15 protein-coding genes and 1 tRNA gene are annotated in these 13,312 nt (G+C 62.7%); 11 read left to right on the forward strand and 5 right to left on the reverse strand.

Annotated elements, in window-relative coordinates; all coding sequences use genetic code 11:
- The first annotated feature begins 2 nt into the window (after nucleotides 1-2).
- The 5 genes from AC2ETI_RS20925 to AC2ETI_RS20945 are packed head-to-tail and all read left to right on the forward strand — an operon-like array spanning nucleotide 3 to nucleotide 4,227.
- Nucleotides 3-773, forward strand: coding sequence for an ATP-binding cassette domain-containing protein (locus tag AC2ETI_RS20925; protein ID WP_003939830.1), 771 nt, complete (start codon nucleotides 3-5; stop codon nucleotides 771-773).
- A complete protein-coding gene (locus AC2ETI_RS20930; protein ID WP_003939698.1) occupies nucleotides 770-1,813 on the forward strand; it encodes an ABC transporter permease in 1,044 nt (347 codons plus the stop codon). The genes AC2ETI_RS20925 and AC2ETI_RS20930 overlap by 4 nt, the downstream gene beginning before the upstream one ends.
- Nucleotides 1,810-2,859: a phosphotriesterase family protein gene (locus AC2ETI_RS20935; RefSeq protein WP_021345661.1), complete on the forward strand. Its 1,050-nt coding sequence runs from the start codon at nucleotides 1,810-1,812 to the stop codon at nucleotides 2,857-2,859. Before AC2ETI_RS20930 ends, AC2ETI_RS20935 begins: the two co-directional genes overlap by 4 nt.
- Nucleotides 2,852-3,604, forward strand: coding sequence for a glutamine amidotransferase (locus tag AC2ETI_RS20940; protein WP_003939869.1), 753 nt, complete (start codon nucleotides 2,852-2,854; stop codon nucleotides 3,602-3,604). The genes AC2ETI_RS20935 and AC2ETI_RS20940 overlap by 8 nt, the downstream gene beginning before the upstream one ends.
- Entirely contained in the window at nucleotides 3,601-4,227 is a 627-nt protein-coding gene (locus AC2ETI_RS20945; protein WP_020909271.1) for a TenA family protein, read from the forward strand. The genes AC2ETI_RS20940 and AC2ETI_RS20945 overlap by 4 nt, the downstream gene beginning before the upstream one ends.
- Nucleotides 4,228-4,324: 97 nt before the next feature.
- On the opposite strand, the gene AC2ETI_RS20950 is transcribed toward AC2ETI_RS20945, so the two are convergent.
- Nucleotides 4,325-4,398: transfer RNA gene (locus AC2ETI_RS20950), tRNA-Met, on the reverse strand.
- Nucleotides 4,399-4,451: 53 nt separating this feature from the next.
- Entirely contained in the window at nucleotides 4,452-5,162 is a 711-nt protein-coding gene (locus tag AC2ETI_RS20955) for a FadR/GntR family transcriptional regulator (RefSeq protein WP_019745491.1), read from the reverse strand.
- A 98-nt stretch (nucleotides 5,163-5,260) separates the two neighbouring features.
- Between AC2ETI_RS20955 and AC2ETI_RS20960 the strand changes: the two genes are divergently transcribed.
- From AC2ETI_RS20960 to AC2ETI_RS20975, 4 genes are read left to right on the forward strand one after another with little or no spacing between them, the layout of a single operon-like run.
- Entirely contained in the window at nucleotides 5,261-6,010 is a 750-nt protein-coding gene (locus tag AC2ETI_RS20960) for a (Fe-S)-binding protein (protein WP_019745490.1), read from the forward strand.
- Entirely contained in the window at nucleotides 6,007-7,527 is a 1,521-nt protein-coding gene (locus AC2ETI_RS20965; protein ID WP_483634343.1) for a LutB/LldF family L-lactate oxidation iron-sulfur protein, read from the forward strand. The genes AC2ETI_RS20960 and AC2ETI_RS20965 overlap by 4 nt, the downstream gene beginning before the upstream one ends.
- Nucleotides 7,524-8,150, forward strand: coding sequence for a LutC/YkgG family protein (locus AC2ETI_RS20970; protein WP_483634344.1), 627 nt, complete (start codon nucleotides 7,524-7,526; stop codon nucleotides 8,148-8,150). The genes AC2ETI_RS20965 and AC2ETI_RS20970 overlap by 4 nt, the downstream gene beginning before the upstream one ends.
- A 58-nt stretch (nucleotides 8,151-8,208) precedes the next feature.
- A complete protein-coding gene (locus tag AC2ETI_RS20975; RefSeq protein WP_019745487.1) occupies nucleotides 8,209-9,024 on the forward strand; it encodes a mycofactocin-coupled SDR family oxidoreductase in 816 nt (271 codons plus the stop codon).
- 6 nt (nucleotides 9,025-9,030) lie between these two features.
- Here the strand turns inward: AC2ETI_RS20975 and AC2ETI_RS20980 are convergent, their stop codons facing one another.
- Entirely contained in the window at nucleotides 9,031-9,669 is a 639-nt protein-coding gene (locus AC2ETI_RS20980) for an LON peptidase substrate-binding domain-containing protein (RefSeq protein WP_020970928.1), read from the reverse strand.
- Nucleotides 9,669-10,145: a DUF309 domain-containing protein gene (locus AC2ETI_RS20985; RefSeq protein ID WP_020970927.1), complete on the reverse strand. Its 477-nt coding sequence runs from the start codon at nucleotides 10,143-10,145 to the stop codon at nucleotides 9,669-9,671. The genes AC2ETI_RS20980 and AC2ETI_RS20985 overlap by 1 nt, the downstream gene beginning before the upstream one ends.
- Before the next feature lie 140 nt (nucleotides 10,146-10,285).
- Here AC2ETI_RS20985 and AC2ETI_RS20990 point away from each other — a divergent pair, with 140 nt between their 5' ends.
- Nucleotides 10,286-10,630, forward strand: a complete 345-nt coding sequence (locus AC2ETI_RS20990) for a YciI family protein (protein ID WP_007730031.1) — start codon at nucleotides 10,286-10,288, stop codon at nucleotides 10,628-10,630.
- A gap of 6 nt (nucleotides 10,631-10,636) precedes the next feature.
- Nucleotides 10,637-11,878, forward strand: a complete 1,242-nt coding sequence (locus AC2ETI_RS20995) for an RNA polymerase sigma factor (protein ID WP_141488329.1) — start codon at nucleotides 10,637-10,639, stop codon at nucleotides 11,876-11,878.
- A gap of 8 nt (nucleotides 11,879-11,886) precedes the next feature.
- Here AC2ETI_RS20995 and dprE1 read toward each other — a convergent pair whose 3' ends face one another.
- On the reverse strand, nucleotides 11,887-13,299 hold the full coding sequence (dprE1, locus tag AC2ETI_RS21000) for a decaprenylphosphoryl-beta-D-ribose oxidase (protein WP_211918756.1): 1,413 nt from the start codon (nucleotides 13,297-13,299) through the stop codon (nucleotides 11,887-11,889).
- Nucleotides 13,300-13,312 lie beyond the last annotated feature (13 nt).

Raw genomic sequence — 13,312 nt, forward strand, 5'->3', positions numbered from 1 at the left:
TCATGGCACCTCCACTGATCGAACTCTCGGGCATCACCAAGTCGTACGGACCGGTGAAGTCCCTTCAAGGAGTTGACCTTCGGCTGGCGAAGGGTGAAGTACTCGGAGTCGTCGGCGACAACGGCGCCGGCAAGTCCACCCTGATGAAGATCCTCGCGGGCGCCGTCCAGCACGACGGCGGCGAAATGCGCGTCAACGGTGAACCAGTGCGCTTCTCGACGCCGCTCGACGCGCAGCAGAAGAAGATCGGCATCGTCTACCAGGACCTGGCGCTGTGCGACACGCTCGATGTCGCGAGCAACCTGTTCCTCGGCAGAGAACCGCGAAAAGGTCCATTCCTCGACCGGCATGCCATGCACGAGAAGGCGGCTCACATTCTCGCCGACCTTCATGTCAAGGTGAAGTCGACCTACCAGGAGATCGGGCAACTGTCCGGCGGGCAGCGGCAAACCGTCGCGATCGCCCGCGCTGTTTCCTTTCGGCCAGACGTACTGATCCTCGACGAGCCCACCGCAGCGCTTGCCGTCGCCGAGGTCGAGTCGGTGCTCAAGCTGATCACGGACGTCGCAGCGGCCGGAGTGGGCGTCATTCTCGTGACACACCGCCTGCAGGACCTGTTCCGCGTATGTGACCGAATCACGGTCATGTACGAGGGGCAGAGCGTCGACGACGTTCCGATCGGCGACCTGAACATCGAGTCCCTCGTCGGACTCATCACTCGAACTCCGGTGCCGCAACGGACATCGGCAGCAACACAGGGAGCCACGGCATGACCACTCTCGAGAAGACCCAGGCGCCGATCGAGCGCAAGCTCGCCGCGAAACCCTCCTTGTGGGACAGCGTCAACAAGCCCACCCTCGCGATGCTGGCGGTGACAGTTGCTGTCGCAGCCGTCTTCTCGGCGACCACGTCGTCGTTCCTGACATTCACGAACCTGTCGAACCTGGCAACCCAGATCGCTCCGGTTCTGATCATCGCGGTGGCGATGACTTTCGTGATCACGGCAGGTCAGATCGACCTGTCCGTCGGTGCGATCGTCGCGTTCGTCGCGGCGATGAGTGCCGAGCTTATCCAGGCCGGCGTCGATTCGTCCCTGGTCTTCGTCGCCGCCCCGGTGATGGGTGCGGCCTGGGGCCTGGTCAACGGATGGCTCGCTGCCTATCAGGGCATTCCGCCCTTCATCGTGACTCTGGCGACGATGTCCGTCATTCGCGGTATCGCGCTGTATCGGACCGAAGGATTCTCCGTTCCGGTTCCGGCCGACACTTACTTCGCGAAGCTCGGAACTGCTGAGTTCCTCGGGTTCTCCGCCAGCGCCTGGATTGCTCTCGTAGTCGTGGTCATCGGAGCAATTGCGCTCAACCGCATGCGCTTCGGGCGCTACGTCACCGGTATCGGATCCAACGTCGAATCCGTGCGACGGTCCGGCGTCAACACGCGTCGTGTGCTCATGATGACGCTCGTCTTCACCGGCTTGGCTGCCGGTATCGCGGGACTGCTGATCGCGGCTCGACTGGGCTCGGGTTCGGCCAACTCCGCAACGGGATTCGAGCTCACGGTGATCACCGCGGTGGTTCTCGGTGGTACCAACCTCTTCGGCGGTCGCGGCACCGTGATCGGTACCGTCATCGGCGCTGTCCTGACCGGAATCATCGCCAACGGACTGACCCTGCTCGGTGTGAGCCCGTTCTTGACACCGATCATCACCGGTGTCGTTCTGCTCCTGGCCATCTGGATCAACATGCGGGGACACACCCTGAGCGCGCTGTGGCGACACCTGCAGTCCGCACCCTCGGGGCCTGCACGCTCATGAGCAAGGTTCGTACTGTCACGGGAACTGTGGACAGTTCGGAACTCGGACTGGTTCTCCCACACGAACATCTGCACAACGACGTCACCGGTGCGTACACCGAGGCCCCGGATCCGGTTGTGGCACAGCGGTTGGCCGGTCCGGTACGCGCCGAGGATGCCTGGCTTCTTCACGACAATCCGTATTACAGTCTCGACAATTGTCGAGTCGACGACGCAGCGGCCGTGGTGGAAGACCTTGTGGACTTCGCCCGCCTCGGTGGTCGGACGATCGTTGATCTGACACCGCCGGGACTGGGCCGGGCACCGGAGAAGTTGGCGGAGTTCTCGCGAAAGTCAGACGTGCGAGTGATCATGGGTTCAGGGTGGTACCTCGAGACGACCCATCCGGTCGAGGTCCACGAACTCGGTGTCGACGATCTGGCAGGTTCGCTCGTCGAGGAGTTCGATCCGGCAAAGGAATTGGCACCTGGCGTGATCGGGGAGATCGGAGTCTCCCCGCTCTTCACTCAGAACGAGGCGAAAGCGTTGAGGGCGGCATGCATCGCCCAGCGCGAGGTGGACGTGCCCCTGTTCGTCCACCTTCCGGGATGGCAGCGCGTCGGACATCACGTCGTCGACATCGTGGTCGACGAGATGGGCGTCGATCCGCAAGCAGTGGTCCTGTGCCACATGGACCCGTCCGGACACGACGCCGACTACCAACGATCGCTCGCCGACCGCGGTGTCTTTCTCGAGTTCGACATGATCGGGATGCCTTTCGATTTCCCCGGCGAGGGTCTTTCTCCGCATCCGGCGGAAACAGCCACTGCGGTAGCCGGATTGGTCACCTCCGGTCACGTATCACAGCTCCTGCTCAGTCACGACCTCTTCCTCAAATCAATGCTCAGAAAGCACGGCGGAAACGGATTCTCCTACGTACCACTCGTCTTCGCCGCCCGGTTGGTGCGCGCAGGCGTAGATCCCCAGCAAGTGTCCGCACTGATGCGAGACAACCCGAGGTCGCTCTTCGAGCAGGCCGCGAAAGGAAACAGAAGCAGTCATGGGTAAACGAGTACTGATCGCCGGCGAGAGCTGGATGACGACGTCGACGCACGTCAAGGGCGTCGACGAGTTCAGTGTCCATTCCTACGTCGAGGGAGTCGGTCCGCTTCGGGATGCGCTCACCTCACGTGGCCACGACGTGACACACATGCCCGCACACCTGGTGCCGACGCAGTTCCCCGGTACCGCAGAAGCGTTGTCCCAGTTCGACGTCGTCGTTCTCTCCGACATCGGAGCGAACTCGCTGCAGTTGGCTCCCGGTGTCTTCGACCAGTTCCGCGCCGGGGAGGATCGCCTTGTCGCGCTTCGTGACTGGGTGAACGCCGGCGGCTCACTGATGATGATCGGTGGCTACCTCTCGTTCTCCGGGTTCCAGGCGCGAGCAGCTTTCCGCCAGACCGCGATCGCCGAGGTACTACCCGTGACGATGCTGGCCGAAGACGATCGCGTCGAGACACCGGCCGGGATCGTTCCCACCGTCGTCGATGCTGCTCACCCGGCTCTCGGTGGTGCCGGCGATTCCTGGCCGGCGCTCCTGGGATACAACCGCGTCGTCGCGAAGGACGGTGCCGTGGTTCCTGCCACCATCAACGGCGATCCGCTTGTCGCTGCCGGTGAATACGGCGCCGGACGGTCGATCGTCTTCACCTCGGACTGCTCGCCGCACTGGGCTCCGCCGGAGTTCTGTGAGCAGTGGCCTGGATACACCGACCTGTTCGACGGCTTGATCAGTTGGGTCGCCGGCGAATGAGTCGCTCCTCAGACCTGCTCGCGCGGCAGCAGAGTAATCTCGCTGCCGCGCGGGCGGTTCCATTCATCGAGGACACCATCGGCGGGACGTTGAGTGATGAGGGATTCCGCCGGTACCTCGTGATCGAAGAGGCATTCGTACTGACGGCCGTCAAGGTGTTGGGGTTGGTGGTCGCCGAATCCCCGACGCTCGACGACGCGCTCGACCACGTGACGTCGATGTCGAACCTGGTGGGCGAACAGCGCGAGTATTTCGCGCAGTTGCGTTCCCGCTTCCCGTACGCGGGGGACGCAGCGGCTCTGGTCGAGGAGTCGTCTGTGCTGTCGACGCATGCCTTGACCCTCGCTGGCGAAGAGGGCAGGGCGGCGGCCCTGGTGGGCATGTACGCCGCGGAAACCCTGTATCTGTCGTGGTGTCGGGAGGCGGCGGCAGTGAACGTAGAGCGCGAACCAGCGTTGCAGGACTGGGTAGACATGCATGTCGCTCCGCCGTTCGTGTCTCAGGTGGCGGTGCTGGCGTGCGAGGTGGACGCCATGCCCGAGTCCGTCACCGACGAGGACCTGGATCGGTGGTTCTCCGGCATGCTGGCCGCGGAGATCGATTTTCACAACGTGGCGGTGTGAGCTACTGCTGTGCGCCTTTATTAACCCCCGGCGGTTAATAAAGGCGCACAGCAAAAGGCCCGTAGGTCGCTTTCGCAACCTACGGGCCTCTTCTTTGTAGCGGGGACAGGATTTGAACCTGCGACCTCTGGGTTATGAGCCCAGCGAGCTACCGAGCTGCTCCACCCCGCGTCGGTGTGAAACCAACAGTACACGACTTCTGGAGGTGCAATTACCACCCCCTGTCACCGGCTGGAGTGAGCGCTTTCCGAGTAGTAACCGCGGATGTGTCCGACTATGCGCTGACGTGCGAGTTCGCCGTCACCCGCGTTGACCGCATCGACCAATCCTCGGTGTTCGTGACGCAGTCGCATGCAGGTGCTCGGCCAGCTGTCGATCTGCACGCCCGCGAGAACGTAGGCCTCGATGGACTCTCGTAGGCCGGTCATCATGGCTGCGATCACCTGATTGCCCGCCGCGTCGGCGAGCGCTACGTGGAATTGCGCGTCGAGTAGTAGAAATTCCTCGGCCGAGAGATCTACGTCATCCATCGAGTCGAGCAGTTCGACGGCCGTGCTGAGGTCGGGTGTCGGGGTCCGCGATGCCAGGGACTGAATCACCTCGGATTCGAGAACGAGTCGTGTCTTCACCACATCCGAGACCGGAAATCCTTGTGCTGCAACCTGCATCCGCATCAGCATGGTCATGCCGCCGGTCGGTTTGGCCACGATCATCGCGCCGGACGTCGGGCCGGAGCCAGTCTGCGCCTTGAGGAGGCCGAGTGCTTCCATGACCCGCAACGCTTCTCGGACCGATGACCGTCCGACGCCCAACTCTGCTGCCAGAATTCTCTCTCCCGGCAGGCGCTGGCCAGGAGACACCTCGCCTGAAACGAGCCGACGTTCGAGATGGCTCAGTACTTGTTCCCACGCTCGCGGGCTCGGCTCGGTCGGCATGAGGCAAGAGCATAACCGGGTGGACGCCGTTTACGGGGTGGCCTGTCCGGGGATGTATTACTGTGGTCAGACCACACCGACAGATTGCGGGGAACCACATGCGAGTAGCGCTGTTCGCCACCTGCATCGGGGACACGATGTTTCCCGACGCCGTCAAGGCCACCGCCCTCCTGCTCACCCGTCTCGGGCACGACGTCGTGTTTCCGTCCGGGCAGACCTGCTGTGGGCAGATGCACGTCAACACCGGCTACCAGCCGGGCGCGCTGCCACTGGTCGCGAACTACGCCGATACTTTCGGTGATGCGTCGATCGACGCCGTTGTCGCACCATCGGGATCGTGCGTCGGTTCGATCCGTCATCAACACGAGATCGTTGCCGAGCGCTACGGCACCGCGTCGCTGTGTGGGCAGGTGCAGACAGTGAAGGCAAAGACGTACGAGCTTTCGGAATTCCTCGTGGACGTTCTCGGTGTCACCGATGTGGGCGCGTACTTCCCGCACCGGGTCACCTATCACCCGACCTGTCACTCACTGCGCATGTTGAGAGTGGGAGACAAGCCACTTCAGTTGCTGCGCAACGTCCGCGACATCGATCTGGTCGAACTCCCGGAAGCAGATTCCTGCTGCGGCTTCGGCGGCACGTTTGCCATCAAGAACGCCGAGACGTCGACGGCCATGTTGGCTGACAAGATTCGCCATGTGGCCGACACCGGCGCAGAGTTCTGCAGCGCCGGAGATTCGTCCTGTCTCATGCACATCGGCGGTGGGATGTCACGACTGCAGATGGGCGCCAAGACCATTCACCTCGCGGAGATTCTGGCATCGGTGGAAAGCCGGGTGCACGCATGAGCGCTGTGACGCTGGGTCTGCCCAGCTTTCCGCCGAGGTCACCCGAAGGTGCAGGGTTCCTGCGAGGTACTGAGAAGTTCCCTGTCGCAGCACATCACGAGCTGGCCAACGCGCAACTGCGACGCAATATCGGCAAGGCAACGCATACCATCCGTGCCAAGCGCATCAACGTAACTGGAGAGCTCCCCGATTGGGAGGAGCTGCGGGATGCGGGTTCGGCGATCAAGGCCGACGTCATGGCGCGGTTGCCGGAACTGCTCGAACAGTTCGAAGCTGCAGTAGTCGCTCGCGGTGGGCAGGTGCATTGGGCAGCGGATGCCAACGAGGCCAACGCCATTGTGACCGAGCTTGTCAAAGCCACCGGCTCCGACGAGGTCATCAAGGTCAAGTCGATGGCAACGCAGGAGATCGGTCTCAACGAGCATCTCGAAACCCAGGGAATCATCGCCTACGAGACCGATCTCGCGGAATTGATCGTCCAGCTCGGCCACGACAAACCGTCGCACATCCTGGTTCCTGCGATCCATCGCAACAGGTCAGAGATTCGCGAGATATTCCTGCGTGAGATGCCAGATGTCGATCCGAACCTCGGGGAGAACCCGGCCGAACTTGCCGCAGCTGCACGAAAGTTTCTGCGCCACAAGTTCATGACGACGCCCGTCGCCGTCTCCGGCGCCAATTTCGGCATCGCGGACACGGGCACTCTGACCGTCGTGGAGTCGGAGGGCAACGGGCGAATGTGCCTGACGCTGCCGAAAACACTGATCACCGTCATGGGCATCGAGAAGATTCTGCCGACCTATCAGGATCTGGAGGTCTTCCTTCAACTGTTGCCGCGGTCGTCGACGGGGGAGCGAATGAACCCGTACACCTCCCTGTGGACCGGCGTCACGCCCGACGACGGTCCACAGGAATTTCACCTGGTCCTCCTCGACAACGGCCGGACCGCCGCGCTTGCCGACAAGATCGGGAGGGAAGCCCTGAGCTGCATACGGTGCTCGGCGTGCCTGAACGTGTGCCCTGTCTACGAGCGCACCGGTGGCCACGCCTACGGATCCACCTATCCGGGACCGATCGGCGCGGTACTGACTCCGCAGCTCGCGGGCATGCATGGCAAAGACGATCCGAATTCGACTCTTCCTTTTGCCTCGAGTCTGTGCGGTGCGTGCTTCGACGCCTGCCCGGTCAAGATCGACATCCCGTCGCTGCTGGTCGAATTGCGGCACCAGAAGGTCGAGCAATCCGGTGTCACGGCAGAGTCTTTGGCGATGAAAGCCGCATCTCTGGCGATGTCGACCGAGGGCAGGTGGACGCTGGCTCAGAAAGCTGCCGGGCTCGGACGCGTCGTGGCCGGCAAGAAGGGGAAGATCTCCACATTGCCCCCTCCACTGAACGGTTGGACAGCTGCCAGAGACATTCCCGCTCCACCCAAGCAGACCTTCCGATCCTGGTGGGACTCCGACGAAGGCCGCGAGGCATTGGACGAGGCTCGTCGTGACGGGAAGGCAGACAGATGAATTCACGTGACGTGGTGCTCGGACGCATTCGTGATGCCATCACCTTGGCGCCCGCCGGTGAAGGCGAGATACCGCGAAACTACCGGACTGGCAGAACCATGTCCGACGGGGAACTCATCGATTTGTTCGTCGACCGCCTCGAGGACTACAAGGCGCACGTTCGCCATTGCGCTGCAACAGAAATCGCCGATGCCGTCGCCGGAATACTGAGACAGCACGGACTGAACACTCTGGGGATCCCCGCCGGCCTCGACCGATCATGGGTAGCCGGGTTCGACGGAACGCTGGTGGTGGACAGCCCGGACGTACCGGCTCCCGAACTCGAGAACCTCGACGCCGTTGTCACCGGCTCGAAGGTAGCGTGCGCCGAGACCGGCACCATCTTCCTCGACGCCGGTCCGGAGCAGGGACGTCGTGCGCTGACTCTGGTACCGGACACACACATCTGCGTCGTGTATCGCAGCAGTGTGGAAGTGGGAGTGCCGGAGGCGATTGCGCGGCTGACACCGCAGCGTCCCACCACCATGATCAGCGGCCCGTCGGCAACCTCCGACATCGAACTCGAACGCGTCGAAGGTGTACACGGTCCGCGAAATCTGCACGTCGTGATCGTGGATGGCTGATTCCCGCCGAGCGGGAACTCAGGGGCAGCGGGCCACATCAGCGTCTAACGTCCCGGCCATGACACAACTCTTGGCAGGCAAGGTCGTCTTCATCACCGGTGCAGCGCGGGGTCAGGGACGCAATCACGCGATCCGACTCGCGCAGGAAGGTGCCGACGTCATCGCTGTCGACGTGTGTGCGTCGGTGTCCGAAGACGTGGGTTACGCGGCCGCGACTGAAGCCGACCTCGAAGAAACGGCCCGTCTCGTGCGAGCAGAGGGGCGCGAGATCGTCACCGCGGTAGCGGATGTACGCGACCTCGAGGCGCTGCGGGCGGCGGTGGCGTCGGGCGTCGACAAGTTCGGTCGCCTCGACGTCGTGATCGCCAATGCGGGCATCGCTACGTGGAATCGTTTCTGGGAAATGCCGGAAGAACAGTGGTCGACGCTGGTGGACATCAATCTCAATGGTGTGTGGCGCACGATGGCGGCTGCGGTTCCCTCGATGATCGAGGCGGGCAACGGTGGTTCCATCGTGATCGTCAGCAGTGCTGCCGGCGTCGCCGAAGCGCCTGGTTGTGCGCACTACTCGGCGGCCAAGCACGGTCTCGTGGGTTTGGCTCGCACTGCAGCAACGGAATTGGGAAGCTTCGACATTCGAGTCAACAGCATCCACCCTGGCGCGGTGGAGACTGAGATGGGTAACGATCCCAACGTGGGTAAGGTGCTCACTACTCATCCGGAGTACATGAACTCGTACAAGTGGCCGCTCACGTCCGTCCCACGCACCACCGTCGAGGACATCTCCAACGCCGTCGTCTACCTCGCGACGGACCTCTCCCGCGCGGTCACCGGGACGAAGATCGTCATCGACATGGGTCAGACGATGGCGTAGTTGCGCTCAGAGGAGATTGAACTGCGCCACCTCGATGGTGTTCTCGACCGCCTCCGAGAGCGTGCGAATACGTTCGTCGGCGCCTGGCGCGGTCAAAATCGCCAGGCGATCGGCGTCACCCATCGGAATGTTTCTGGCTAGGGCATACAGCCGAGAACCCAGCGGATCCAAGGGATCCGGTGGGACGGGCATTCGCGGAGTCTGTTCGCCGGCCCGAAGTGCGAGCTTTCCCAACATTCCGTACATGAACTCGATGCGCTCGAGGAGAGAGTCGTATTCGTAAGCGGTGACAGGTGTTCCGTTGTTCTCGTCAGGCCACAATTCGACCTCGGCGAGTGGGTAAGGATCGTCCGGCAGCCAGCGATTGACGCGGATGCGGTCTTCGGTCCGGCAATACAACTGATACCGTCCGGCACCCATTGCGACATGAGACTCGATCCGAGCCAGAGTGCCGACGTCGTGGCGTGATTCGCCGCCACCGACCTCGTGGCCACGAGCGATGAGCACTACTCCGAACAGTGGGCCGTCGGCAGCTTCGAGAACGTTCTCTACCAGTGCGCGGTACCGAGGCTCGAAGATGTTCAGTGGCAACACCTCACCCGGAAGCAATGCAGAGCCGAGCGGAAACATGGGGAAGATGGGCATCAGGGGATTCTCAACCTCGGAATCGGAGGGGCGGGGAAATCGCCGGGGCGATCGATTTCAGCGAGCAAGTGCTCGGACCACATCAGCAGGCCGGGGATGTCGAGGCCGTGCGGACTTTCCACTTCGTAGTGCCTGATGCGGTCGTGACCCTGGCCGAGGAGTGAGACGGCACCGGTGTTGTTGCCCCGAAGTAGATGGGTGAGCCCGACGGCCAATTGAGCCAGTCCCTGCCACAGGTCACGCTCCTCGGCGGGAGCGTCCTTCCACGTTCCTTCGAAAATTTCGTGCGCGTGAAAAGGCATCCCGTGGTCGAGAAGACGCTGAGCCTCGGTGATCGACTCGTCCGGAGGGAGGCGCACATCGTCTGGAATGCGCGGGACGCCGCCAGCTGCGTCACGTGGCAGTGGACGGCCGAGTCCGTCGCGGGGCCGCGAATTGAGGGGCTTTCCAGCGGCGTCCCGGTCGCGTTCGGTCATACACTCAGCCTAACGGCAGCACCTCGGACGAACCCGCCGAAAGTTTTTTCGAGTCGCCTGTCGATTCCGGGGAGAACCGTTCGTCGTCATGTTGTAAGGCAAGAAAGCCGGAAGAGAAACAACAGACCAAGGAGTCAGTCATGAAGTACATGTTGCTCATCTACACCGCGCCCGGCGGAGACACCGAACCCCAGTGCACGTTCGAGGACTGGCAGCAATACGACAAGGAAATGAAGGATGCCGGTATCTGGGTGTCCGGCGATGCCCTCGCCGACCTGACGACTACGACGACGGTTCGAGTCTCGCAGTCCGGGGAAAAGACCGTCACCGACGGACCCTTCGCTGAAACCCGTGAAATCCTCGGCGGCTACGACGTCATCGACGTTCCTGATCTGGATGCGGCGCTGGCCTGGGCCGCGCGGTGCCCCGGCGCGCGCGACGGCGGCAGCGTCGAGGTGCGTCCACTGGCCGGGTTCGGGGACTGATTCGCCGTGGACGAGCAGGCCGAGAACTCCATCGAGTCAGTGTTCCGGGAGGAACGTGGACGACTCTTGGCCTCGCTCGTCCGCCGTTTCGGTGATCTGGATCTGGCCGAGGAAGTTACCTCCGAAGCCGTCGAGGCCGCGTTGGTGCACTGGCCGGTGGACGGAGTGCCGGCCAAACCCGGCGCCTGGCTGCTGACCACGGCGCGTCGCAAAGCCGTCGACAGGCTTCGTCGTGATCAGGCCTATGCGGCGCGATTGGCGGTGATGCAGGTGGACGCCGATCGTGCCGACCCGGCGCCGCCCACGGTCGACGGGGAACTTCCCGACGAGAGGTTGCAGCTGTTCTTCACCTGCTCGCACCCAGCGCTGGCCGAGGACGACCGAATCGCACTCACCTTGCGTTGCCTCGGAGGGTTGACGACGCCCGAGGTTGCTCGGGCCTTCCTCGTGCCTTCGGCGACCATGGCGCAGCGGATCGTGCGTGCGAAGAAGAAGATACGTCAGGCTCGGATTCCCTTTCGAACTCCCAGCGCCGAAGAACTCCCGGAGCGCCTGCCCGGTGTTCTGCAGGTGATCTATTCGGTGTTCACCGAGGGGTATGCCGCCAGTTCGGGTCCGGATCTGCAACGCGTCGACTTGGCGGTAGAGGCAATCAGGTTGGCGAGGATCTTGCGCGCTTTGCTTCCCGATGAGCGCGAGATCGCCGGGTTGCTTGCATTGATGCTTCTCGTCCACGCGCGTCGGGATGCCCGTACCGACGCCGGTGGCGGGATCGTCCTCCTCGAAGATCAGGATCGCGGGTGCTGGGACCAGCCGATGATCGAGGAAGGCAGCGACCTCGTCGTGGTCGCGTTGACCGGGGGAGCGCCGGGGCCGTACGGGGTGCAGGCTGCCATCGCCGCATTGCATGACGAGGCGGCGGATGTGGAGAGCACCGACTGGCCGCAGATCTGCGCGCTCTACGGAGTGCTTCTCACGTTGACGCCTTCGCCCGTCGTCGCAGTCAACAGGGCAGTGGCGCTGGCGATGCGCGACGGCGAGGAGGTTGGGCTGGCAGCTTTGGAAGAACTGGCAGCGGAGCCCAAACTTACCGACTACCACCCGTATCACCTTGCACGCGCCGAACTGCTCGCGCGGTTGGGGCGCACCGACGCGGCAATGTCTGCATACCGACGTGCGCTGAATCTGGTTGGTACGGAACCGGAGCGGGCCTACTTGGAGCGTCGGCTCGGTGAGATCTCTGACTGATCGGTGCGTCAGACCAATTCGAGTCTTCGGGCCATGTCGGACACAAAAACACCTGTCGGATCGATATTTCTGCGCATCTGGATCCACTCGTCGATTCGCGGATACATCGAGTGGAAGTTCGCCGCGGTAGTCCGAGAGTCCTTGGCGGTGTAGAGGCGACCGCCGAATTCGAGTACCCGTTTGTCGAGGGATGCGACGAACTCACCCAGGCCGGGCTTGATCGGGAAGTCGAAGGCGACGTTCCACCCGGACATCGGAAAGCTCAGTGGGGCAGCGTTTCCCCCGCCGAACAGTTTGAAGACGTTGAGTGCCGAGTAGTGCCCCGAGCCCTGGATGTCGCGGATGATGCTCTTGAATTCGTCCACTGCCTCGACCGGCACCACGAACTGATATTGCAGGAATCCCTTGGACCCGTACGCGCGGTTCCACTCACCGATGAGGTCGAGTGGGTGATAGAACTGCGTCAGGTTCTGCACCTTCCCGACGTAGTTGCCACCGGTGCGGTAGTAGAACTCGCCGATCGCTGACGCCGATAGCTTGTTCATCAAGCCGTTGGGGAAAACATCCGGTGTCGTGAACAGTTGTGGCGCATCGAATTTCAACGGGTTCTTCTGCAATTTCAGCGGAAGCTGGTCGACGGTCGCCAACGAACCACGCGTGATCGAGGCCCGGCCGAGCTTCGGCGGCGCAGTGACTGCATCGAACCAGGCGCTCGAATACGTGTATTCGGCTTCGCTGCCGTCGCTGTGAAAAGCGACGGTTTCGTCCAGGCTTGCGGTCAGTGCGCCGTCGTTGACAAAGTATGCCGTTTCGGTCGGCGTCATCTCGAGGGTGACGCGCAGGATGATCCCGGTCAGTCCGATCCCGCCGACGGTAGCCCAGAAGAGTTCGGATGTCGGGCCTTGCGGCTCCAGTGTTCGGATACTGCCGTCAGCAGTGAGCAGATCCATCGAGCGGACATGATTTCCGAAGCTGCCCTCGGTGTGGTGGTTCTTGCCGTGAATATCGCAGGCGATCGCTCCGCCGATGGTTACCTGGCGTGTTCCGGGGAGTACCGGTACCCAGAGACCGAATGGTAGCGCCGCGCGCATCAGTTGATCGAGAGAGACTCCCGCGTCCATCTCCACGAGACGGGACTCGGCATCGATCTTGTGAATTCGACGGAAGGCAGTCATGTCGATGACCAAGCCGCCGGTGTTCTGCGCGTTGTCTCCGTAAGACCGGCCCAGGCCACGAGCGATGACTCCACGTCGGAGGTGCAACGGCTTGTCCGCGTTGTCGTCTGCGACGCGGGCGACGGCCTTTGCGATCGCCTCTACATCAGGAGTCGAAACGACATGCGAGGTAGTTCGGGCTGTGCGACCCCAACCGCCGAGGACGGTGGACGCAGAGGTTGGCAGATCGGTGGCGTAGTCGGACACGAAATCCGAGGGT

Source organism: Rhodococcus sp. MurmanLake-1, from assembly GCF_056945715.1.